The sequence below is a fragment of the Ensifer sp. Root142 genome (assembly GCF_001426785.1).
GTDB lineage: Bacteria > Pseudomonadota > Alphaproteobacteria > Rhizobiales > Rhizobiaceae > Ensifer > Ensifer canadensis.
Map to the genome: position 1 here is coordinate 137,007 of NZ_LMFK01000048.1, position 22,973 is coordinate 159,979.

At 62.9% G+C, this 22,973-nt stretch carries 22 protein-coding genes; 14 read left to right on the forward strand and 8 right to left on the reverse strand.

All coding sequences use genetic code 11. From position 1 onward, the window contains the following. Positions 1 to 4 precede the first annotated feature (4 nt). The 8 genes from gap to ASD52_RS34290 all read left to right on the forward strand — a co-directional run bounded on the left by gap (position 5) and on the right by ASD52_RS34290 (position 7,088). The gene (gene gap / locus ASD52_RS34255) at positions 5 to 1,015 is read left to right on the forward strand and encodes a type I glyceraldehyde-3-phosphate dehydrogenase (protein ID WP_025424758.1); all 1,011 of its coding nucleotides are present in this window, start codon (positions 5 to 7) and stop codon (positions 1,013 to 1,015) included. A 5-nt stretch (positions 1,016 to 1,020) separates the two neighbouring features. Then, on the forward strand, positions 1,021 to 1,611 hold the full coding sequence (locus ASD52_RS34260; protein ID WP_025424759.1) for a putative glycolipid-binding domain-containing protein: 591 nt from the start codon (positions 1,021 to 1,023) through the stop codon (positions 1,609 to 1,611). Beyond that, the gene (locus ASD52_RS34265) at positions 1,611 to 2,810 is read left to right on the forward strand and encodes a phosphoglycerate kinase (RefSeq protein ID WP_057226567.1); all 1,200 of its coding nucleotides are present in this window, start codon (positions 1,611 to 1,613) and stop codon (positions 2,808 to 2,810) included. Before ASD52_RS34260 ends, ASD52_RS34265 begins: the two co-directional genes overlap by 1 nt. Positions 2,811 to 3,153: 343 nt before the next feature. Then, a complete protein-coding gene (locus tag ASD52_RS34270; RefSeq protein WP_057221571.1) occupies positions 3,154 to 4,179 on the forward strand; it encodes a class I fructose-bisphosphate aldolase in 1,026 nt (341 codons plus the stop codon). A gap of 238 nt (positions 4,180 to 4,417) precedes the next feature. Then, complete coding sequence (locus ASD52_RS34275; RefSeq protein ID WP_025424762.1) at positions 4,418 to 5,335, forward strand: PhzF family phenazine biosynthesis protein; 918 nt, start codon at positions 4,418 to 4,420, stop codon at positions 5,333 to 5,335. A gap of 99 nt (positions 5,336 to 5,434) precedes the next feature. Continuing rightward, positions 5,435 to 5,968 carry a MarR family transcriptional regulator gene (locus ASD52_RS34280; RefSeq protein WP_025424763.1) on the forward strand — a complete coding sequence of 178 codons (534 nt, stop codon included), beginning with the start codon at positions 5,435 to 5,437 and terminating at the stop codon, positions 5,966 to 5,968. Further along, positions 5,965 to 6,726, forward strand: coding sequence for a DNA alkylation repair protein (locus ASD52_RS34285; protein WP_025424764.1), 762 nt, complete (start codon positions 5,965 to 5,967; stop codon positions 6,724 to 6,726). The genes ASD52_RS34280 and ASD52_RS34285 overlap by 4 nt, the downstream gene beginning before the upstream one ends. A gap of 17 nt (positions 6,727 to 6,743) precedes the next feature. Then, the gene (locus tag ASD52_RS34290) at positions 6,744 to 7,088 is read left to right on the forward strand and encodes a DUF6616 family protein (RefSeq protein WP_025424765.1); all 345 of its coding nucleotides are present in this window, start codon (positions 6,744 to 6,746) and stop codon (positions 7,086 to 7,088) included. A 25-nt stretch (positions 7,089 to 7,113) separates the two neighbouring features. Here the strand turns inward: ASD52_RS34290 and ASD52_RS34295 are convergent, their stop codons facing one another. Beyond that, positions 7,114 to 7,596, reverse strand: a complete 483-nt coding sequence (locus ASD52_RS34295; RefSeq protein WP_057226569.1) for a GrpB family protein — start codon at positions 7,594 to 7,596, stop codon at positions 7,114 to 7,116. A gap of 35 nt (positions 7,597 to 7,631) precedes the next feature. Here ASD52_RS34295 and ASD52_RS34300 point away from each other — a divergent pair, with 35 nt between their 5' ends. After that, positions 7,632 to 9,062: an MFS transporter gene (locus tag ASD52_RS34300; protein WP_082571917.1), complete on the forward strand. Its 1,431-nt coding sequence runs from the start codon at positions 7,632 to 7,634 to the stop codon at positions 9,060 to 9,062. Between the two features lie 122 nt (positions 9,063 to 9,184). On the opposite strand, the gene ASD52_RS34305 is transcribed toward ASD52_RS34300, so the two are convergent. Next, on the reverse strand, positions 9,185 to 11,119 hold the full coding sequence (locus tag ASD52_RS34305) for a tetratricopeptide repeat protein (RefSeq protein WP_128090377.1): 1,935 nt from the start codon (positions 11,117 to 11,119) through the stop codon (positions 9,185 to 9,187). 126 nt (positions 11,120 to 11,245) lie between these two features. Beyond that, positions 11,246 to 11,401 carry a hypothetical protein gene (locus ASD52_RS39510; RefSeq protein WP_107027707.1) on the reverse strand — a complete coding sequence of 52 codons (156 nt, stop codon included), beginning with the start codon at positions 11,399 to 11,401 and terminating at the stop codon, positions 11,246 to 11,248. Between the two features lie 258 nt (positions 11,402 to 11,659). Here ASD52_RS39510 and ASD52_RS34310 point away from each other — a divergent pair, with 258 nt between their 5' ends. From ASD52_RS34310 to ASD52_RS34320, 3 genes are all read left to right on the forward strand, one after another. After that, positions 11,660 to 12,967, forward strand: coding sequence for an MFS transporter (locus ASD52_RS34310; protein ID WP_025424770.1), 1,308 nt, complete (start codon positions 11,660 to 11,662; stop codon positions 12,965 to 12,967). Continuing rightward, positions 12,954 to 13,142: a DUF1192 domain-containing protein gene (locus ASD52_RS34315; protein WP_057205668.1), complete on the forward strand. Its 189-nt coding sequence runs from the start codon at positions 12,954 to 12,956 to the stop codon at positions 13,140 to 13,142. Before ASD52_RS34310 ends, ASD52_RS34315 begins: the two co-directional genes overlap by 14 nt. A gap of 350 nt (positions 13,143 to 13,492) precedes the next feature. Beyond that, entirely contained in the window at positions 13,493 to 14,011 is a 519-nt protein-coding gene (locus ASD52_RS34320; RefSeq protein ID WP_025424772.1) for a DUF1465 family protein, read from the forward strand. 188 nt (positions 14,012 to 14,199) lie between these two features. Here the strand turns inward: ASD52_RS34320 and rpmE are convergent, their stop codons facing one another. Then, positions 14,200 to 14,421, reverse strand: coding sequence for a 50S ribosomal protein L31 (rpmE, locus tag ASD52_RS34325; RefSeq protein ID WP_025424773.1), 222 nt, complete (start codon positions 14,419 to 14,421; stop codon positions 14,200 to 14,202). 209 nt (positions 14,422 to 14,630) lie between these two features. Between rpmE and ASD52_RS34330 the strand changes: the two genes are divergently transcribed. Together ASD52_RS34330 and ASD52_RS34335 are read left to right on the forward strand one after the other, a co-directional pair. Then, positions 14,631 to 16,433 (forward strand): ABC transporter transmembrane domain-containing protein, encoded by a 1,803-nt coding sequence (locus tag ASD52_RS34330; RefSeq protein WP_038575689.1) that lies wholly within the window; start codon positions 14,631 to 14,633, stop codon positions 16,431 to 16,433. Positions 16,434 to 16,564: 131 nt separating this feature from the next. Further along, on the forward strand, positions 16,565 to 17,557 hold the full coding sequence (locus ASD52_RS34335; RefSeq protein WP_025424775.1) for a tripartite tricarboxylate transporter substrate binding protein: 993 nt from the start codon (positions 16,565 to 16,567) through the stop codon (positions 17,555 to 17,557). Between the two features lie 218 nt (positions 17,558 to 17,775). On the opposite strand, the gene ASD52_RS34340 is transcribed toward ASD52_RS34335, so the two are convergent. The 4 genes from ASD52_RS34340 to ASD52_RS34355 all read right to left on the reverse strand — a co-directional run bounded on the left by ASD52_RS34340 (position 17,776) and on the right by ASD52_RS34355 (position 22,737). Beyond that, positions 17,776 to 19,422 (reverse strand): FAD-binding dehydrogenase, encoded by a 1,647-nt coding sequence (locus tag ASD52_RS34340; RefSeq protein WP_057226575.1) that lies wholly within the window; start codon positions 19,420 to 19,422, stop codon positions 17,776 to 17,778. Positions 19,423 to 19,542: 120 nt separating this feature from the next. Further along, positions 19,543 to 20,574: a peptidoglycan -binding protein gene (locus tag ASD52_RS34345; RefSeq protein ID WP_057205664.1), complete on the reverse strand. Its 1,032-nt coding sequence runs from the start codon at positions 20,572 to 20,574 to the stop codon at positions 19,543 to 19,545. A 3-nt stretch (positions 20,575 to 20,577) separates the two neighbouring features. Then, the gene (locus ASD52_RS34350; RefSeq protein ID WP_025424778.1) at positions 20,578 to 21,681 is read right to left on the reverse strand and encodes a MotA/TolQ/ExbB proton channel family protein; all 1,104 of its coding nucleotides are present in this window, start codon (positions 21,679 to 21,681) and stop codon (positions 20,578 to 20,580) included. A gap of 255 nt (positions 21,682 to 21,936) precedes the next feature. After that, on the reverse strand, positions 21,937 to 22,737 hold the full coding sequence (locus ASD52_RS34355) for an inositol monophosphatase family protein (RefSeq protein WP_025424779.1): 801 nt from the start codon (positions 22,735 to 22,737) through the stop codon (positions 21,937 to 21,939). Positions 22,738 to 22,973: the final 236 nt, after the last annotated feature.

Genomic DNA, 22,973 nt, shown 5'->3' on the forward strand with positions numbered 1-22,973 from the left:
CGATATGACAGTGAAAGTCGCCATTAACGGTTTTGGCCGCATCGGCCGCAACGTGCTGCGCGCCATCGTTGAATCCGGCCGCAAGGATATTGAAGTCGTTGCCATCAACGACCTCGGCCCGGTCGAGACCAACGCACACCTGCTGCGTTTCGATTCCATCCACGGCCGTTTCCCGGCTGATGTGAAGGTCGAAGGCGATGCGATCATCATCAACGGCGGCAAGCCGATCAAGGTCACCGCGATCCGCAACCCGGCCGAACTGCCGCACAAGGAACTCGGCGTCGACGTCGCGATGGAATGCACCGGCATCTTCACCGCCCGCGACAAGGCAGCCGCACACCTGGAAGCCGGCGCCAAGCGCGTCATCGTTTCGGCTCCGGCCGAGGGCGCCGATCTCACCGTCGTTTACGGCGTCAACCACGACAAGCTGACGAAGGATCACCTCGTCATCTCCAACGCATCGTGCACGACCAACTGCCTTGCACCGGTCGCCAAGGTCCTGAACGACGTCATCGGCATCGACCACGGCATGATGACGACGATCCACTCCTACACCAACGACCAGCCGTCGCTCGACCAGATGCACAAGGATCTGTACCGCGCTCGCGCTGCAGCCCTGTCGATGATCCCGACCTCGACCGGTGCTGCCAAGGCCGTTGGCCTCGTTCTGCCGGAACTGAAGGGCAAGCTCGACGGCTTCGCCATGCGCGTTCCGACCCCGAACGTCTCGGTCGTCGACCTCAAGTTCGTCGCCAAGCGCGAAACCACCAAGGAAGAGATCAACGCTGCGATCAAGGCAGCTGCTGACGGCCCGCTCAAGGGCATCCTCGGCTACACGCTCGCTCCGAACGTCTCGATCGACTTTAACCACGACCCGCATTCCTCGGTCTTCCACATGGACCAGACCAAGGTGATGGAAGGCAGGTTCGTGTCGATCCTGACCTGGTACGACAACGAGTGGGGCTTCTCCAACCGCATGTCCGACACTGCGGTTGCGCTCAGCAAGCTCATCTAACTCCGATGTTTCGCGCCCTTTCCCAAACGACGGTCCGCTGGCGTCCGCTGGAGGGGGAAGGGCTCGAACATCTGACGCTGACGCAAACCGACACAACCAACGGCGCGGTCATCCGCGCCGTTGGCGTTCTGATCGGCAACCGCGGCGGCACGCCCTACGGTGTGCGCTACGGGATCGATTGCGATGCCGGATGGCTGGTTCGAAAGCTCATGGTCGATACGACCGATGGCCGGAGCCTTCATCCGCGCTCGGATGCTCCGGGCCAATGGGCGACGTCGGGAGGCACGGCGCTGCCCGAATTCGACGGCTGCGTCGACATCGACCTCGCCGGAACGCCCTTTACCAACACGCTGCCGATCCGCCGCCTCGGCCTTGATTGCAAGGCCGGCAAGGCGCGGCTGAAAATGCTGTACGTGCCGTTCGACACCTTTGAACCGGTGGTCGACCGCCAGCACTATACCTGCCTCGATGATGGCAGGCTCTATCGCTACGAGGCCGAGGACCGCAGCTTTGCCGCAGACCTGCCCGTGGACGAGGACGGCCTCGTCATCGACTACCCCACCCTTTTCCAGAGACTATCACCGGAGACGATCTGATGACTTTCAAGACCCTCGACGACCTGACCGACATTGCCGGCAAGCGCGTGCTTGTGCGTGTCGACCTCAACGTGCCGGTCAAGGACGGCGTGGTCACCGACGCAACCCGCATCGAACGCGTCGCGCCGACTATCCGCGAACTGTCGGAAAAGGGCGCCAAGGTCATTCTGCTGGCGCATTTCGGCCGCCCGAAGGGTGAGCCGGTCGCCGAAATGTCGCTGAAGACCATTGCGCCGGCAGTGGAAGACATCCTCGACCAGCGCGTTCACTTTGCCGCCGACTGCATCGGCGACAAGGCTGCAAATGCCATCGCCGAGATGAATGACGGCGACGTGCTGCTGGTCGAAAACACCCGCTTCCACAAGGGTGAAGAGAAGAACGAGCCGGACTTCGTCAAGGCACTTGCCGCCAACGGCGACATCTATGTCAACGATGCCTTTTCGGCCGCGCACCGCGCCCACGCCTCGACCGAGGGCCTTGCCCACCACCTGCCGGCCTATGCCGGCCGCACCATGCAGGCCGAGCTCGAGGCACTTGAAAAGGGTCTCGGCCAGCCGAAGCGCCCGGTCGTTGCCATCGTCGGCGGCGCCAAGGTCTCGACCAAGATCGATCTGCTGCAGAACCTCGTGAAGAAGGTCGACGCCCTCGTCATCGGTGGCGGCATGGCCAATACCTTCATCGCCGCAAAGGGCGCCAATGTCGGCAAGTCGCTCTGCGAGCACGATCTCGCCGATACCGCCAAGGCGATCATCACTGCAGCGGCTGAAGCCGGTTGCGCCATCGTCCTGCCGGAAGACGGCGTCGTCGCCCGCGAATTCAAGGCCGGCGCCGACAATGAAGTGGTGGAGATCAACGCCATTCCGGCGGATGCGATGATGCTGGACGTCGGTCCGAAGTCGATCGCTGCGGTCAACGACTGGATCTCCAAGGCCGAGACGCTGGTCTGGAACGGTCCGCTCGGCGCCTTCGAAATCGCCCCCTTCGACAAGGCGACGGTCGCCGTTGCCAAGCATGCGGCTGCTCGCACCCGCCAGGGATCGCTCGTGTCGGTCGCCGGCGGCGGCGATACGGTTGCAGCCCTCAACCACGCCGAAGTCACGGACGATTTCAGCTATGTCTCGACCGCCGGCGGCGCCTTCCTCGAGTGGATGGAAGGCAAGCCGCTGCCGGGCGTCGACATCCTCAAGCAGCAGAAATAAGTCAGGCGCTCAGGCGCGCGGCTTACCCGCGCGCCTGAGACGCAGAAAAAACCAAGATAATTCAAACGATTAAAATTATTTAAATCGTTTCAGTCGCTTTTCCTGCCTTTTTCCCGGACAATTTCCCCTGTTACTCACGCCCTGTTTGGGGGCGTGGCGGTCACGTGCGCACCGACGGCCCCGAAACGGTTTCAGTGGTTGCCTGATCCTTGCTGATCGGCGCTGAGCGGGATGAGGAAAACGCCTGCTTTTTCCGTCCGTATCCCGCTCTACTTATTGGGAACGATCACGGTTATGATTTGGCCCGGCCCGGCCCAAATCATCGTGACCTAGGGAGAAAAACATGAGCGAAAGACTGGAAGACATCGCAGTTGCCATGGTCGCAAACGGCCGGGGTCTGCTTGCCGCCGACGAGTCCACGGCGACGATCAAGAAGCGCTTCGACGGCATCGGTCTGGAATCGACCGAGACATCGCGGCGCGACTATCGCGAAATGCTCGTTCGCGCCGACGAGGCGATGCGCAAGTACATTTCCGGCGTCATTCTCTACGAAGAGACCCTGTTCCAGAAGGCGGCCGACGGCACGCCGCTGGTGGACGTCATCCGCGCCGCCGGCTCGATCCCGGGCATCAAGGTCGATGCCGGGGCCAAACCGATGACCAATTTTCCGGCGGAGACCATCACCGAAGGTCTCGACGGGCTCGCACAACGCCTGACGAAATATTACGAGGCCGGTGCCCGCTTTGCCAAATGGCGTGGCGTGATTGCCATTTCGGACAACCTGCCGAGCCCAGGTGCCGTCAGGGCGAACGCACATGCGCTCGCGCGCTACGCCGCCCTTTGCCAGGAAGCCGGCATCGTTCCGATCGTCGAGCCGGAGGTGCTGATGGATGGCGCGCCGGGCGATCACTCGATCGACCGGTCGCAGGAGGTCACCGAATGGACGCTGCGCGTCACTTTCGAGGCGCTCGCCGAGATGCGTGTAAAGCTCGAAAGCATGATCCTGAAGCCGAGCATGGTCATCGATGGCAAGAAGGCGCGCAAGGCGTCCGTCGCCGAAGTCGCCGAACGCACGATCAAGGTGCTGCGACGCACGGTGCCATCAGCCGTTCCCGGCATCGCCTTCCTTTCCGGTGGCCAGACGACCGAGGAGGCGACGGCCCATCTCTCGGCCATGAATGCGACCCACAATCTGCCCTGGAAGCTCACCTTCTCCTACGGCCGCGCCCTGCAGCAGGAAGCGCTGTCCGCCTGGAACGGCAAGGCGGAGAATGTCGCCGCCGGCCAGCGGGCCTTCTCGCACCGCGCCGAAATGTGCAGCCTGGCCGCCAAAGGCAGCTGGAAGAAGGACCTGGAGAAGGCCGCCTGAGCGGCGCTGTCAGCCAAGTCGAAGACAACGCAAGGGGCCATTTATTGGCACCTTTTCGTGCGGCGCCCGTATGGTTTGCCGCTCGCCGTAGAGCGTAAATGCCGATCTTGTCACCAAGACAAGTTGGTGTCTTTGCCGGTTTCGCCGCCTGCCTTAGGCCTTTCAATCCAGGCCACCAGGCGGCGCTGATCGCCGCCGCATCCAGCGGAAGCGAGCGTTCATGACTTCTTTTGCCCCCGTGCACTCCGTCGATTACATCACCGTCGACGTCTTCACTGAAGATCGTTTCGCCGGTAACCAGCTTGCCGTCATCCCGGACGCACGGGGTTTAAGCGATGCGCAGATGCAGGCGATCGCAACCGAGTTCGGCTATTCCGAAGTCACCTTCGTGCTGCCGCCGGAGGATCCTGCCAACAGCGCGCGGGTGCGCATTTTCACGCCGACGATGGAGATCCCCTTCGCCGGACATCCGAATGTCGGCACCGCCTTCGTGCTTGGCCAGCAGGCGGAGATTTTCGGCCGGGCGCCCGGCGATCACCTGCGGTTTGAAGAGCTCGCCGGGCTGGTCGAGGTCGCCCTGTCGCGCGCCGATGGCGCGGTGAAGGAAGCGCGTATCGTCGTGCCGCGCGCCTTGAGCATTGGACCCAGCATCGATGTCGAGACGATCGCCGCCTGCGCCATGGTCGCACCCGATGCCGTCAGCACCGCCAACCATGCGCCGGTGCGCGTTTCCGTCGGCCTGCCCTTCGCGGTCGCGGAACTGAAAGACGTAGCCGCGCTGTCGGCGGCGCGTCCCAACGTCACCGCCTTCGAGGCCGCCAATCGGCGCTACAAGCCGGATGAGGACAGCTTCAGCCTGTTCCTCTATGCCCGCTCGGCCGAAAAGCCATGGCAGCTGCGCGCCCGCATGTTTGCACCGCTCGACAACGTCATTGAGGACCCGGCGACCGGCAGCGCCTCGGCTGCGCTTGGCGCCTATCTCGTTTCGCTTCTGCCTGAAGAGACCATCGACGTCGATCTGACGATCGAGCAAGGCGTCGAGATGGGGCGCCGAAGCATCATCGAGGTCAGCGTCAGCAAGCAAGGCGGCACCGTAGGCAAAACCAGCATTGCCGGCGCCTGCGTGACTGCGATGCGCGGTTCCATCGCGCTCTAAACACCCGCAAGACGCTGACCGGCGGCGCGAGCGAACCCGCATGCGTGCCTTCGGCGAACCCATTGACTCTTAATTAGGCGCCATACTATATGGCGCCTGATGGATATGCTTGAGCAAAAGCACCTCGCCCTGATCACCGAAGCCGAACAGCGCGGACACTTACCAACCGCCAACCTGCGTCTGTGCTTCGAAGTCATGGCACTTGCCGCCGCCATCGATCGCGACTGCGCTACGCGGCTCGCGCCACACAATCTCTCAGAGGGAAAGTTCGTTCTGCTTTTCCTGCTGCACCAGCTGCCGCAGGGATTGTCGCCATATGAGCTTGCCGATCGGGCCGGCGTCACACGCGCAACCGTTACCGGACTTCTGGACGGGCTGGAGCGGGACGGCTTTCTCGCGAGGCAGCAGAGCAAGGACGATCGCCGAAAGGTGCTGGTGCAGTTGTCGCCGAAGGGCGAGAATGCAGCGCGCGAGCTGTTCGACACGCACACGCGCTGGATTGCATCGCTGTTTGCCGGTTTCGACGAGCGCGACCGACAGACGCTAAGTACGCTCATCCAGCGCGCGTGGCGCAACACCGACGCCGGCCGAAAGGCCGTATTGACGACGGCTGGAAACGAGATCGAGCCATGAGCCCTGCCCCACGACGCGTGCAGGATATCGACCCGCAACGGCTCGCGCTGTTGAATGCGGGAGCGGCGCAAACCTCGACGCTGACCGAATGCCTCGCGGTCGATTTCGCGGCGCTGATGCGGTCGGCCGTACCGGAAGTCGGCGACGATGCACTCGCCAGCATCGGCGCCATAGCCGGCACCGGCATTTCCAAACGCATGGCGCTCGCAGCAGGATTGATCCGCGGCCGGCTTGGCGATGGCGCAGTGACAAGGCTGCAGCAACACCAGTCCGACACGGTCAGGGGCTGGGCGTGCTTCGTGATCGGCGCAAATCCAGCGCTCACGCTTGAACAACGCCTCGAAGCGATCCGGCCGCTTGCCGACGACCCGCACTTCGGCGTGCGTGAATGGGCCTGGATGGCCGTGCGGCCGCATCTCGCCGCCGATCTCAAAGCGGCGATAACGCTTCTTGGCCGCTGGACCGCCTCCCCCTCCGACCGTCTGCGCCGGTTTGCAAGCGAAGCGACGCGCCCCCGTGGGGTCTGGTGCAGCCATATCCCGACGCTCAAAGACAATCCGGAAATGGCACTAATCATCCTCGAACCGTTGAACGCCGACCCCTCGCGCTACGTTCAGGACTCCGTCGGCAACTGGCTGAACGACGCGGCCAAGGACCGGCCCGACTGGGTTCGCGATCTCTGCGCCTCCTGGCAACGCAAGCAAGACAGCGCCGCCACCGCCCGGATCTGCAAGCGCGCACTTCGATCCATCGATTGATCCTGAAAAGAGAATGCATGCCCCACTATCTGAGCGAACTCTATACCTCGAAGCGAACATGGCTGTCGCTTGACGCCGTCGCGCGGCAGCAGTTTTTCGAGACCGTCGGCCATGGCATGGCCAAGTTATCGGATCTCGGGGTCGAGCCTATCGCCTTTGGCGAGGTGGATGCCGGCAAGCTTCATGCCGCATCGCAGTCCTATTTCGCCATCTGGCGCGTCCCCGATGAAGCAGCGCTTGATGCCCTGGTCTCGGGCATCGCGGCGGCCGGCTGGCACGACTATTTCGAAACGATCAACGCCGCCGGTCGCGGGACCGACCTGCCCGGCCACCTTGCCCAACTGGCGGCAGCCCGTAGCTGACGCCACGCGAGGGGGAGAGGGCCGTTCAACTCCGGCCGGCGCGCTCGACCACCTGCTCGATAAACTGCGTCTTGGCCGCGGTATAGCCGTCGCCATCGAAGGCAAATGTCGCGGCAAGGCTTCGCTTCAGCGCTGCGTAGGCGTCGACCGTCTCGCGGCTTTGACGAAGCTGATCACGAAAGATCAGGCGACGGCGATGGGTGTCGTTGTGTGGCGAACAGAGATAGACGCGCCGCCCCGGCGATCCCTGCTTGGCGAATGCCCAGACGCCATCGTCATATCTGTTCCCCCGTGACATAAAGCCGTCGGCGACGAGCGCCGCGCCGCCGGCGGCAATTGCTTCCGGCCTGCACAGCGTCACATCGATATCGATGATCGGCTTGGCGATGAGCCCGGGAACTGCAGTGCTGCCGATATGGTCGATTGCGACCGTGGCGGAGCCAAGCAGGCTCGCCAGATGCTTCGACATCTCCGCAAATGCTTGCGGCCACGCATCGTCGTAGGCGATGACTTCGACCCGCGCTGCTGCTGATCGTTGTCGATATGACCGTGCTTTACACGGCGCTGCCCCGGCTGACCCACGATCTTGGCGCGTCCGCGTCGGAAAAGCTCTGGATCGTCAATGCCTATGCGCTGGTCGTTGCCGGCCTACTGCCGGGGCTCGGCACGCTCGGCGACCGGCTCGGCCACAAGCGGCCGTTCATTGCCGGTCTTGCCGTCTTCGGCCTCGCTTCGCTGCTGGCGGCCTATGCCTCGAACCCGTCGATCCTGATTACCGGCCGCGTGCTTCTTGCCGTCGGCGCCGCGCTGATGATGCCGGCAACGCTTTCGATCATCCGGCTGACCTTCACCGACGAGCGTGAGCGGGCGCTGGCGATCGGCGTCTGGGCTGCCATCGCCTCGGGTGGCGCGGCGATCGGCCCGGTGCTCGGCGGGTTCCTGCTCGAATACTTCTGGTGGGGCTCGGTCTTCCTCATCAATGTGCCGATCGTCGCCGTGGCCTTGCTGCTCGGCGTTGTCGTGCTTCCCGACAGCAAGGGCAACAAGGATCACCCGTGGGATCCGCTCGGCTCCGTCCAGATCATGGTCGGCCTGGTCGGGCTTGCCTATGCCATCAAGGAGATGAGCAAGCGCGAACCCTCGGCTGAAGCCGGGCTCATCGCCGCCGCCATCGGCGTCGTAGCGCTTCTCCTCTTCGTGCGCAGGCAGAGGCGCAGCCCGCACCCGATGATCGACTTCGGCCTGTTCCGCAACGCCGCCTTCTCCTCGGGCGTCGCCGCAGCCCTTGTCGCATCCGCGGCCATCGTCGGCGTCGAGCTCGTGCTCAGCCAGCGGCTGCAGCTTGTCGCCGGGTATTCGCCGCTTGAGGCCGGCATTTTCATCCTGCCGATCCCGCTTGCGGCCTTCGTCGCCGGTCCGCTTACCGGCATGATGCTGCCGCGCCTCGGCGCCGAGATGGTGCTGCGCACCGGCCTTATCACCGCAGCTGCCGGCCTCGGTGCGTTTCTTGCCGTGCACGAAGCCGGCGTGCTCGCTCAGATCGTCAGCCTGGTCGTGCTCGGCCTTGGCATTGGCGCTTCGATGACGGCAGCCTCCAGCGCCATCATGTCCAACGCCGCGCCGGAACGCGCCGGCATGGCCGCCTCCATCGAGGAGGTTTCCTTCGAACTTGGCGGCGCCATCGGCATCGCCGTGCTCGGCAGCGTGATGTCGGCTGTCTACACCGCCTTCGTCATGCTGCCGGAAGGGGCGGGCATATCGGCGATCGCACGCGACAGCCTGGACGAGGCGTTGATATTGGCGGAAAAACTGTCGTCGAATGATGCCGAAAATCTAGTGGCACTCGCCAAAGCGGCCTTCGAGAAGGCGTTCGTCGCCGTCGTCCTTTTGGCAACAGGCCTCCTGTTTGCCACCGGCGCCGGCATCTGGTGGTTTACGCGCGGCAATCGCCTACAACGCCGCGCGTCTTATTAGACGCGCAAAAGTCGCCGTAGCACTTTGAATTGCTGCATGTCTTTATCCTTAAATCGAATGCGATTTCAGGAAACGTGCAGTCGCGCCGGTCGGGTCCTACCGGGCGCACTGATTTCAGGTGGTCAGTGCTTTGCTGCCTCGCACTGGGCGATCGCTGCCACCAACGCCTCGAAACGCACATGGTGGCGAACGGCGTCCAGGTCGGAGTCCTGCTTGAACCAAAGCAGCTGGTAACAGGAACTTTGCGGCAACAGGCTCTCGAGCATGTCGAGCGCCGTGTCGACATCGCCGAGGATCGAATGGACGCAGGCCGTGTTGTAGCGTGCAACAACATCATCCGGATCGATGGCGATCGCGCACGCCGCCCATTCACGCGCGCGCTCTGCTTCGCCCATATGGGCCAGCGCCAGGGCGCCGCGATGGGCCGGACCGGAATTCTCCGGATGCAGCTCCAGCGCCCGCTCGGCCCGGGAAATACCAATCTTCGCCCAGTGTCCCCGCTCGGTTTCCTGGCCCAGCGACTTGTAGGCGCTCATCAGGTGGATCGGCGAGAGATAGTCATCCGGGCTGATTTCCGCGGCCCGCTTGAAGAACTGGATCGCCGTCTCGAACTCGCCGCGCATGAAGAGAAAGCGGCCATAGTGAAAGTTTGCCTCGTAGAGCTGCGGATCAAGCGTCAAGGCGCGCTCAAACTCGGCAACGGCCTCTTCGCTTTGCCCGTCCTGGTGCAGGACCAATCCCCGGGAAGCGTGCGCTTCCGCCAGGTTCGGATCGAGCGCCAGCGCCCGCTCGCTCGTGCTCAGAATGCTCTCGAGCGGGAATTCGTGCTCGTGCCAGTCGCGAAGAGCGGATTCGCAATCGGCGATGCCGGCATAGGCGCGGGCAAAATTCGGGTCGAGCTCGACGGCCTTCAGGAACATCCGCCGGGCGAGCAGCAGATAGTAACGGGTCCAGGCGTGCGAGAATCGCCGCCCGCGTAGATAGTAAGTGTAGGCCTCGACGCTCGTCGTCGGATCGCTCTCGATCGCCTTCTTCTCCTCAGGCAACAGCTTGATGCGCAATTGGTCGACGATGGCGTGAGTGATCTCGTCCTGGATGGCGAAGATATCGGTGAGATCGCGGTCGTAGCGGTCGGCCCAAAGATGCGTGCCTGTCAGCGCATCGATCAGCTGCCCGGTGATGCGCACCCGCGCGCCGGCCTTGCGCACACTGCCTTCGAGGATGAACCGAACGCCCAGTTCCTGCGCCACGGTTTTGACCCGGACAGACCGTCCCTTGTAGGTAAAGACCGTGTTGCGGGCGACCACGTGCAACTGCGAGATCTTCGACAGGTCGGTGATGATGTCTTCGGTGATGCCGTCGGAGAAATATTCCTGCTCCGGGTCATGGCTCATATTGGTGAAGGGCAGCACGGCGACGGAAAGCCCGTAACCATCGTCCACCGTTACCGTATGGGACCCATTCAACACCTTGGCGATCTTGGTCGGCGCCCCCAGCGCCACCGAATAGACATGCACACCCGCTGCGATGTTCTTCAGCGCGTGCTGTCCCTTGTCGACGAAGCCGACATCCAGCCTCGAGCCGACATGGTCGCGAACGGAGGCGGAGACGGCAATGCCGGAGGGCTCGGCCAGGCCTTCGAGCCGGGCTGCGACATTGACGCCGTCGCCGAAGATATCGCCGTCCTCGACGATCACGTCGCCCAGATGCACGCCGATGCGCAGTTCGATACGCTTCAACTGCGGCACGTCTTCGTTGCGGATAAGCATGCCGCGCTGAATGTCGACGGCACAAGCAACCGCGTTCACGACACTCGCGAACTCGACCAGAATGCCGTCGCCGGTCAGTTTGACAATCCGACCCTTGTGTCGGCTGACCTTGGGATCGACCAGCTCGTTCTTGTGCCGCTTCATGGCGGCCAGCGTGCCGGTCTCATCAGCGCCTATGAGGCGGCTGTAGCCCACGACATCGGCAGCAAGGATGGCAGCAAGGCGGCGTTCCAAGTAACCCCCGATTTCATCTCCTGGGTGAAGTATACAATCTAGCGCGTTCTTCATCATCTGTCCTGCGCACTTTTCTGGGTACGACGAATGACCGAAGAACCGGATAACACACTAGGCCAGATGGCGAAGTTTCCAAGGAAACCACCATCCTAACACTATGGGATTACTTCGTTCGCCGTATCACGGTCGAATGAGAACCGTGATCATCATCATGACGATCGCAAACACTGCGATCTTCCAGAAATCGCGACGCTGCCTCAGACCGGGCAGGCCGATCGGCCAGATCAGCTGGATGGCCATCGCCAGAAGCAGAATGAGCGCCAGCGCCTTCGACATATCCAGCCTATCCCCGGGTAAATTCCCGCAACTCGGCGGAACTGTCACGCCGCCGTCACCTTGTCGTCGTAGCAGCGCAGGCCGTCAGCACGCGCAACTGCTTATGATCCCGAAATTCGATATCGATTCTTGGGATGATGCATTAGAGGGCTATTGTTTCCGCCGCCGATTTGCAATGACCGGCCGGACAGAATCCGGCTGGCAATTCCGGGCACACCGCCCTAACTTGCTGACGGCAGAACGATTTTCGGATGGATGATGAGAAAAAACCTGCTCCCCGTCGCCTCGCTCCTGCTGGGCACGCTGTTTCTCTTCCTGGGCAACGGCCTGCAGGGCCTGCTTTTGCCGGTCAGAGGCACGGCCGAGGGCTATCCCACCACCATCCTTGGCCTGATCGGCACGTCCTGGGCGGCCGGCTTCGTGCTTGGCTGCTTCTTTGCACCTAATGTCGTCAAGCGCATCGGCCATGTGCGCGCCTTCAGCGTCTTTACCTCGATGATTGCCATCGTCGCGTTGATGACCGGCATCCTGATCGACCCGACCTGGTGGCTGATCCTGCGTGCGCTGACCGGTTTTTCCACTGCCGGCACCTCGATGATCATCGAAAGCTGGCTCAACGAGCGCGCCACCAATGAGAGCCGCGGCGTCATCTTTTCCCTCTATATCGCCATCACGCTCTTCGGCGTCGTCGGCGGCCAGATGATGATCCCGTTCGGCGATACCTCCACCAGCACCCTCTTCATGATCTGCGGTATTCTCTATTGCGTCGCTATGCTGCCGACCCTGCTCTCGAAGGCCGCCTCGCCGCAGCCGCTGAAGCAGGTCCAGCTCGACCTGCGCGGGCTCTATCGCAATTCCCCGGTCTCGTTCCTCGGCATCCTGCTCGTCGGCATCGCCAACGGCGCTTTCGGCACGCTCGGCGCCGTCTTCGGCCGCCAGGCGGGCCTCTCCGACAGCACTGTCGCGGCGATGATGAGCGTGGCGATCTTTGCCGGCGCGGTGATGCAGCTGCCGGCCGGGCGCCTGTCCGATCGCATCGATCGACGCTACGTGCTTGCCGCCCTTGCCGGTGTCGGTGCGCTGGCGGGGCTCCTGATCTTCCTAGTCGAACCAAGCCAGGTCTGGATCGTGCTCACCCTGATTGCGATCTATGGCGCAGCCGCCAACGCGCTCTACCCGATCGCCGTTTCGCATGCCAACGACTTTGCGACAGCCGAGGATTTCGTTAAGGTTTCCGGCGGATTGCTGCTGCTCTACGGCATCGGCACCATTATCGGCCCGACCATCGGCGGCCCGGTGATGACTGCGACCGGCCCCTACGGGCTGTTCATGATCACCGCCTGCGCCCACATCCTCATCACCGCCTACGCCATCATCCGCAGCCGCATGCGCGCGCCGGTTCCCGTCGCCGAGCGCGATGCCTTCTCGCCGATCAATGCCGGAACGGCAATGACGCCCGAGAGCCTGCAGCTCTCGCCGCGCGCAGCACCGTTCGATGAAACACATGATGACGACGACGGCGATATCGACCCCGAACAGGAGGAGAAGTCGAATGGGCCTGTTTGACGAAGACCAACCCAAGAAGAAGCTGGCGCATGAGATCGGCAGCGACCTGTCGCTGCTGTCCGTCGACGAGCTCACACAGCGCATCGCGCTGCTGAAGGAGGAAATCGCCCGGCTCGAGGCGGAGCGCGAGCGCAAATCCGCAAGCCGATCTGCGGCCGAGGGCCTGTTCCGCTGACGATCGCACAAGGACAAACGGCCCGAAACGGCGCTTTCTTAACGGTATATTAAGCATTCTCTGCGATTGTCTGTTTATCCGGAGCTTTCCGGACTCAGACAATTTCTCCGACTGGCGAATGGGTCTGATTTTTCTCCCTGTTTTACCTTGAGAGCCGCTTTCCGCGGCTCTTTTTTTGTTTTGATATATGTCGCTGCAAAGAATTGTGGAGATTAACCCTTTCTTAAGAATGCTCTTGCGCGAAATGCGCTATGGCATCATTCTTCAGGCATAGAGGCGGCAAGGAAACTTTTCCCAAAACCGCCCGTTACCCGACTGTCGTGATGCGTTTGAACCAGGGAAAACAGGTCATGTCCGAAAGAGGATTGAATACCGTCAGTTTCGCGGGACACGCGGCGGCGTCGGCGCAGTTCAAGGCGCTCTATTCGGAAGGCATGGGTCTGGTCGAAGAAACCGCGAGCTATCTCGACGGCCCCGGTCGCCTTGCCTCCAAGGTCCTCCCGCGCATGGCATCGGTCCTCTATGCAGCAGAATCCATGCGTCTGACCACGCGTCTCATGCAGATGGCATCCTGGCTCCTGCTTCAACGCGCTGTCAACAACGGTGAGATGAGCCGCGACCAGGTGCTGTCGGAAAAGAGCAAGGTTCGCCTCGACAGCTTCAACGTCGACCGCAGCGCGCCCGGCTGGAGTGAGCTGCCGGAAGCATTCCGCGACCTCATCGAGCGCTCGCTGCGCCTGCAGAACCGCGTCGCCTTGCTCGATCGCGAGATCTACCGTCCGCAGGAAGCCTCGACCTTCGTTCCTGATAACCAGAACGGCGTCAAGGCGCAGATCAAGCTCTTGCAGACGGCCTTCGGCACCAACTGATTTCAAAATATTCGGCAGTTCGCTGCCAACGAAACGAACCCGGCCTTGAGCCGGGTTTTTTCATGCGCGGCTTGAGCCGGCTCGCACGATCTCAATCATCAAAGATCGGCCTTAAGTCGGGACGGAAATCCGCACAACAAAAAGCCCGGCAGAGCCGGGCTTCGAAAACGCGCCAAGAGAGCGTGCGATTAGAGGCCGAGGCCTTCGAAACGCTTCTTGAACTTGGAGACGCGGCCGCCGCGGTCCATGAGCTGCTGGTTGCCGCCCGTCCAAGCCGGGTGCGACTTCGGGTCGATTTCCAGGTTCATGGTGGCGCCTGCCGAACCCCAGGTCGAGCGGGTTTCGTATTCGGTGCCGTCAGTCATGACCACCTTGATCAGGTGATAGTCGGGATGGATGTCTGCCTTCATAACGATCTTCCTAGAGTTCCAGGGTCCAATTGTCGCAAGGCATTGCGACTTCGAGACCGAACACGTAAATGAAGCCGCGGACCGGCTGATGGGCCACGGCTTCCCAATTCGATGCCGTGCCTATACATCAAGGTCCGCGGGATAACAAGTGCCGCGCGGAAGACTCATGGGCAAACCCGCCCCCTCCGTGATTGGCGAACGGGGGTCATGTGTCCGAACGAGCAAACCAGTCACCAGCGCGTAAATCCATTCGCCCTCTCGCCACGCTGCTGCCCTACCTCAAGCGCTACCGCCATCTGGTCATCGGCGCCGGGATTTCGCTCGTTATCGCTGCGGTGACGACGCTGACGCTGCCGCTCGCCGTCAGGCGCATGGTCGACAACGGCTTCTCCAATTCCGACAGCGGCTTCATCAATACCTATTTCTCGATGCTGATGATGCTCGCCATCATCCTGGCTTTGGCCAGTGCGGCCCGCTACTATTTCGTCATCACCCTTGGCGAGCGCATTGTCGCCGATCTCCGGCGCAACGTCTTCCAGCACGTCACCCGCCTTTCCGCGTCGTTCTTCGACGTGAACCAGTCGGGCGAGATCGTCTCGCGGCTGACCGCCGATACCACGCAGCTGAAGTCCGCCGTCGGCGCGACGGCATCGGTAGCACTTCGCAACCTGATCCTGTGTCTCGGCGCCATCGGCATGATGGTTTATACCAGCCCGAAGCTGTCGAGCCTGGTGCTGGCGGCAATCCCGGTGATCGTCTTCCCGCTGGTCGGCTTCGGCCGCTCCGTCCGCCGCCGCTCGCGCGAGGCACAGGACACCCTGGCGATGGCATCGGCCTATGCCGGCGAGGCGATCGCCGCCTCCCGCACCGTTCAGGCCTTCAACAGCGAGGACATCGCCAACAACCGCTTCGGCAACGCCGTCGAGGATGCCTTCGGCGCGGCACGCGCGGCCATCAAGGCCCGCTCGGTGCTGACGGCCTTCGCCATCACCATGGTGTTCGGTAGCGTTGTCGCCGTCCTGTGGTTCGGCGCGCGCGACGTGCTGGCGGGCAATCTCTCGGCCGGAACCCTCAGCCAGTTCCTGCTTTATTCGGTCTTCGCCGCCGGCAGCCTCGGCTCGCTATCGGAGGTCTGGGGCGAGCTCTCGCAGGCAGCCGGTGCCGCGGAGCGGTTGAACGAGCTCTTGACCGAAGTCCCGGAAATCGAGGCGCCCGCAAACCCCGTCGCCATGCCGGCGCCGGCGCTCGGCGCCATCAGCTTCGACGAAGTCTATTTCGCCTACCCCGCGCGCCCTGATTACAAGAGCCTGAACGGCCTGAGCTTTGCGATCAAACCGGGTGAAACCGTCGCCATTGTCGGCCCATCCGGCGCGGGCAAGAGCACCGTCTTTTCGATGCTGCTGCGGTTCTACGATCCGGCAAAGGGTGCCATCACGGTCGATGGCGTCGATATCCGCACCGTGGACCCGAAGGATCTGCGCGACCGCCTGGCGATCGTGCCGCAGGACGTCACCATCTTCGCCTCCTCCGTCCACGACAACATTGCCTTCGGCCTGCCGGGTGCAAGCCGTGAAGCCGTGCGCGCCGCTGCCGTCGCCGCTCAGGCCGACGAATTCATCGGCCGGATGGAGAAGGGCTACGACACGCTTGTCGGCGAGCGTGGCATCACGCTCTCGGGCGGCCAGCGCCAGCGCATCGCCATTGCCCGCGCCATCCTGCGCAACGCGCCGATCCTTTTGCTCGACGAGGCGACCTCGGCGCTCGACGCCGAAAGCGAGACACTGGTGCAGAAGGCGCTCGAGGGCTTGCTGCATGAACGCACGACTGTTGTCATCGCCCACCGGCTCGCAACCGTCTTGAAGGCCGACCGCATCCTCGTGATGGAACACGGCCGGATCGTCGAAGAGGGAACCCATGCCTCGCTGATCCGGCAGGACGGGCTCTATGCCAAGCTGGCCCGTTTGCAGTTCAACCACGGAGCCCAGGAGCTGTTCCTGAACGCTGGGAAGTAAGACGACCACTACCATAGTCGCATGCCGGCATGTCCGGCATGCCATTGCAGCTGGAAAGCCGGACCCTATTCTATAGGTGCCGGCTTTTTTCGGCCGCCACGACCGATGTGGATTGTTCAGGGAGGAACCTAATGACATTTTCGAAGTTGACCCGCCGGGCGGCGCTTGCCCTCGGCTTCACCGCACTCACCGTTCTCGGCTCCGGCATCCAGGCGAATGCCCAGGACTTTCCGGATCGCGCAATCACCCTTGTCGTTCCCTTTGCCGCCGGCGGCTCGACCGACGTGGTCGCGCGGATCGTGGCGCAGAAGATGTCGGAGGATCTCGGCCAGCAGGTCATCGTCCAGAATGTCGCCGGCGCCGGTGGCAACCTCGGTGCCGACAATGTCGCGCGCGCCGACCCGGACGGCTATACGATCCTCATGGGCACGGTGGCGACGCACGCCCTCAACCCGCTGATCCTCAAGACCAAGCCCTATGACCCGGAAAAGGACTTCGCTCCGATCTCGCTTCTGGTCGTCGTTCCGAACGTGCTGGTGGTCAATCCGGAGCTGCCGGCCAAGACCGTCGAGGAGCTTCTGGCACTGCTCAAGGCCAAGCCCGATGAATATGCCTACGCTTCTTCCGGCAATGGCACGCCGCTGCACCTCTCCGGCGAGCTCTTCAAGAAGATGGCCGGCGTCAACATGCAGCATATCCCCTACAAGGGCGCCGGACCGGCGCTCAACGACGTCATCGGCAACCAGGTGCCGATCATGTTCGACAACCTGCCGTCCTCCTCCAGCCACATCAAGGCCGGCACCTTGCGGGCGCTTGCGGTAACGACCGCCGAACGCGCGCCATCCTTCCCCGACGTTCCGACGGTCGCGGAGGCAGGCATTCCGGGCTACGAAACCTATACCTGGAACGCGCTGTTTGCACCGGCCAACACGCCCGAGCCAGTTGTCGCCCGCCTGAACGAAGCCGCCAACAAAGCGCTTGCGGATCCGGCCGTGGTCGAGCGGATGAAGGAATTCAGCGCAACCATCGTCGGCTCGACGCCGCAGGAGCTTGCCGCGCATGTGAAGGCCGAGCTCGCAAAATGGACCCCTGTCGTTCGCGACGCCAACATCCAGATGGATTGATCGGAGTTACTTGACCCCATCTGCCGGATCGGCCCCTCATCCGGCTGCCGCCACCTTCTCCCCGCCTGCGGGGAGAAGGGATATGTGGCACGCTGGCGCAGGACTTGACCTCAACAAGCACCGGACCGGAAACGCTATGCGTCCCCTCTCCCCGCTTGCGGGGAGAGGGCTAGGGTGAGGGGCCCGACACGCGGACAACGATAGCCGATTCAGCCCGCTTAGACCGCACCCGCATGCCTCCCGGCGACACGGCCGGAATAGATGCAGCCGCCGAGAAACGTGCCTTCCAGCGCGTTGTAGCCATGCATGCCGCCGCCGCCGAAGCCTGCGACTTCACCTGCAGCGTAAAGGCCCGGCACCGGTTCGCCCGACTGCTCCAGCACCTGGCCGGCCAGGTTGGTCTGCAGGCCGCCGAGCGTCTTGCGCGTCAGGATATGCAGCCTGACGGCAATCAGCGGCCCGGCCTTGGGGTCGAGCAGGCGGTGCGGTTTGGCGGTACGCAGCAGCCGGTCACCGCGGTAGGACCGTGCCCCGCGGATCGCCGTCACCTGCGCATCCTTCGAGAAGGGATTGGTGATCTCGCGGTCACGCGCCTCGATCTGCTCGAGCAGGTGATCGACCGACAGGCGGTTCTCAGCCGTCAGCGCATTCATCGCCGGCACGAGATCGTCGAGCCGGTCGCGAACGATGAAATCTTCTCCCCTATCCATGAAGGCCTGCACCGGTCCGGGCGGGTTCTTGCCCAGCCGCTTGAGCAGGAGCGAGATGCTCTTGCCGGTCAGATCAGGGTTCTGTTCGGAACCGGAAAGGGCAAATTCCTTCTTGATAATCGCCCGCGTCAGGATGAACCAGCTGTAGTCGTGGCCGCTGTGGCGGATGGCCTGCAAGGTGCCGAGCGTATCGAAGCCGGGCATGGCGGGTGCTGAAAAGCGATTGCCGTCAGCATCGCACCAGAAGGACGACGGACCGGGCAGGATGCGGATGCCGTGATCCGGCCAGATCGGATCGAAATTCTTCAGGCCTTCGGTGTAATGCCACATGCGATCGGAATTGATGACCGAGCCGCGGGCGCGGCAGACAATCTCCAGCATGCGGCCATCGACATGATGCGGCACGCCGCAGACCATCGTCGCCGGCGGCTGGCCCAGCCGCTTGCGTGGCCAGTTGCGCCGTACCAGCTCATGGTTGCCGCCGATGCCGCCCGATGTCACGATCACCGCGCCCGCCGAAATCTCGAAATCACCGGCGACATCACGCGAGCTGCGCTGGCCGCGGCCGACCGGATCGGCCTTGAGCACCGAACCGCGCGCGCCGGTGACCGCCCCATCCGTCGTCACCAGTTCGTCGACGCGGTGGCGGAAGCGAAAACGCACGAGGCCGCGGCTTTCCGCCTCGCGCGTCAGCCGCACGAACGGCTCGATAACAGCCGGGCCGGTGCCCCAGGTGACGTGGAAGCGCGGAACAGAATTGCCATGCCCATGCGCAAGGCCGCCACCGCGCTCGGCCCAGCCGACGACGGGGAACCAGCGCATGCCGAGCGAATGCAGCCAGCTGCGCTTCTCGCCGGCAGCGAAATCGAGATAGGCATCGGCCCACAATCGCGGCCAGTGGTCCTCGGGACGATCGAATTGCGACGAGCCCATCCAGTCCTGGCGGGCGAGCTGGCGACTGTCCTTGATACCCATGCGCCGCTGCTCGGGACTCTCGACGAAAAAGAGACCGCCTAGCGACCAGAAGGCCTGACCGCCGAGGTTCTGCTCCCCCTCCTGATCGAGAACGATCACCTTGCGGCCAAGCGCTGCTGCCTCAGACGCGGCCACAAGACCGGCAAGCCCAGCACCGACGACCAGTACATCGCAATCCATTAACGGCGCCCTCCCCTGCATCCGCCAAGATGCAAGCTTCCCCCTGCATGTTGTGGATGCAAGTGTTACGCGCACGTCAAGGTCAATTCAAGGGCGTCGGACCGAGGGCTATCCTTGAGCCTATTTCTCGGTCAGCTTCAGCTCGATACGACGGTTCTGCGACCGCGCTTCGACGCTCTCGCCCTCGGCGATCGGCTGATACTCGCCGAAACCGGCGGCGACCAGCCTGTCGGCCGGCACGCCCTTGGAGATCAGGAACTTGACGACGGATGTGGCACGGGCGGACGAAAGCTCCCAGTTGTCGGCAAAACGGCCGGTGCCTGAAAGCTGTACATTGTCCGTGTGCCCGTCGACGCGCAGCACCCAGTTGATCTCCGCCGGAATTTCCTTGGCAAGGTCGAGCAGCGCCGAGGCGAGCTTGGCCATTTCAGTCTGGCCCTCAGGATTGAGTTCGTTGCCGCCGGAGGGGAAAAGCACTTCCGACTGGAAGACGAAGCGGTCGCCGACGATGCGGATGTTTTCGCGATCGGACAGGATTTCGCGCAGCCGTCCGAAGAAATCGGAACGATAGCGGTTTAGTTCCTGCACCCGCTGCGCCAGCGCGACATTCAGTCGGCGACCGAGATCGGCGATCTTCGTCTGCGAAGACTGGTCCTTGGCTTCCGACGCCTGCAAGGCCTCTTCGATCGCCGCGATCTGGCTGCGCAGCGCCGCGATCTGCTGGTTGAGAAGCTCGATCTGGCTCATGGCACGGGCGCTGGTCTGGCGTTCGGCGTCAAGCTCGGCACCGACACGCCCCAGCTTCTCGTTGGCGGCATCCGTGCTGCCGGCGCCCTGGTCAAGCAAGGCTTTCAGGCGAGAGCGCTCGCCTTCCGACTGGGAGAGGGAGGCCTGGAGATTGGCGAGCGAATCCTCCAGATCCTGCTTGCCACTTTTCTCCAGCGCCAGCAGCTGCGTCAGCTCGTTGATCTGGCTGTTCAGCCGGGTCAGAACCTCGTCCTTGCCGCTGATTTCGCGGCTGAGCAGGAACTGCGCCAGCACGAAGACGCTGAGCAGGAACATGATCGACAGGAGCAGGGTCGACAATGCGTCGACGAAACCGGGCCAGTAGTCGATCGTGCGCTGTGAACGGCCTTTTCGGGCAAGCGCCATGGGTCATTCCCCTCCGGTATCGTCCGCATGGCTGAGCTTGGCCTGCGATCCGGACTTCTCGCTGTTCACTGAAATGCGCTCGGAGTGGCCGATGCGCGTCGTCAGCTTGTCCAGCGTCTTGCGCATCGCCTTCGCCTCTTCCTGCTGCGCCTCTATCCAGTCGCGCAGCATCTGCTGCTCGCCGCGCATGTTCTTGACCAGACCCTGAATACCTTCAGCCAGGCTCGCCATCGCCGCCGTCGTGCGCTGGTTGGAACCGCCTTCATGGTTGAGGCGGACGAGCTGGTCCGTCAGGCGCTTCAGCTCCTCAACAGGCGCGCCGGTCGACAGGTCGCCGGCAATCGAGAGTTCCGATCCGACATCGGTGACGGAGGAGAGCCAGTTTTCAAGCTCGGTATAGAACCGGTTCTGCGCCCGACCCGCCTGCAGATCGAGAAAGCCGAGGATCAGCGAACCGGAAAGGCCGAAGAGCGACGTCGAGAACGCCGTTCCCATGCCGGTCAGCGGCGCCGACAGGCCGTTCTTGAGAGCGCCCAGCACGTCCTCGGTGCTGCCGGAACCGGCATCCAGTGACTGGATGACGGTGTTGATGGAGCCGATCGTGCCGAGCAGACCCCAGAAGGTGCCGAGCAGGCCGAGGAAGACGAGCAGACCGGTCAGATACCGCGTCGTGTCGCGCGATTCATCCAGCCGTGTTGCAATCGAATCCAGGATCGACCGCAGCGCCGTCGTCGAGATCGCCGTCTGGCGGCCACCGATCAGCGCGCGCATCGGCGACAGCAGGACCGGATCCCGCCCGACCTTGTCGGCGCTGCCGGCGGCGCGGAAAGAATTGAACCAGCGCACCTCTGGACGAAGCCCGAGCACATGGTTGAACGCCAGCAGGATGCCGATCAGCAGCACCCCGAGGATCAGGCCGTTCAGGCCGGGATTGGCGAGGAAGGCATTGTGTGCCTGCCGAAAGAGGATCGCGCCGACGAAACCGACGATGATCAGGAAAATCACCATGGTCCAGAAAAAATGCATGGGGCTCGAAAGCTTATGCGGATTGTAGTCTGCTTCCACCCCTTCCCGACCGTCCCACCCGGACAGATGCAGTTTCGTCATGGGTATACCATTCTCCCGGTTGCATTTGGCGGAACGGTGCCGCGACGCGTCGGAGCCTACTGCATAATTCCTCAAATCGGAATCGATTTAAGAGAAAGTTATGCAGCAAGTTAACGCGCTGCAGCATCCATCGCGCGTCCTGTTTAACGTGTGGCGCTGTAGTGGAGCTTTGCGCCGAATTGAAGGAAAAAACAAAAAGCCTCCGACACATGGAGCGCCGGAGGCTTGGCAAGCAGGAAACGGACGGGCCGTCGATTATTTCGACGGGATCGGACGGTGAACGACGTCGCGCAGCGCCTTGGTGATGTATTCGTTGCCGCAAACGATCGAACCCTCGTTGACCGGCTTGGCGCCGCCATCGATATCCGTCGACCAGCCACCGGCTTCGCGGATCAGAAGCACGCCGGCCGCAATGTCCCAGGCGGCCAGGTCGCGCTCCCAGTAGCCGTCGAAACGGCCGGCTGCAACATAGGCGAGATCGAGTGCCGCCGAGCCCATGCGGCGGATGCCGGCGACTTCGCCCATCACGTGGCGCAGTTCGATCAGGTATTTGCCGTGATTGCCACGACCGAGATGCGGCGTGCCGGTGGCGATCACCGCATCCGACAAGGCCTTGCGCGCAGCGACGCGCAGGCGACGGTCATTGAGGAAAGCGCCGCCGCCACGCTCGGCGGTATACAGTTCGTCGGTTGCCGGGTTGAACACGACAGCGCCGACGATCTCGCCCTGGCGCTCAAGCGCGATCGAGACAGCAAAATGTGGAATGCCGTGCAGAAAATTGGTGGTGCCGTCGAGCGGATCGACGATCCAGCGATGGGCGCCATCGGTGCCGATGATCTCCTCGCCTTCCTCGCCGAGGAAGCCATAGGTCGGACGCGCCTTCAGCAGTTCTTCGCGGATGAGCTTTTCGGCCTTGCGGTCGGCCTGGGACACGTAGTCGCCCGGTCCCTTGAGCGAGACCTGCAGGTTCTGGACTTCACCGAAATCGCGCGCCAGCGACTTGCCGGCCTTGAAGGCGGCCTGAACCATGACATTGAGGAGAGCTGAACGGGCCATCTGGCGATCCTTGTGAAGCGAAGGCCGATCGAGCCTTCTCGATCGGACATTGAACCTGTGTGACGGAACACGGGGATAGCACCTGCCGATCGGGCAAGGCCTGTCATCGAGTTCCATCGTCAAAAAACCGAGTGAAGATCACTCCGCCCGGGACGTGCCGGAAAACCATGGCGCCAGGGGCAAAAACCGGGGCTTCAAGACCACAAAAACCCCGGAAGTTCAAGAGAAATAGCGCC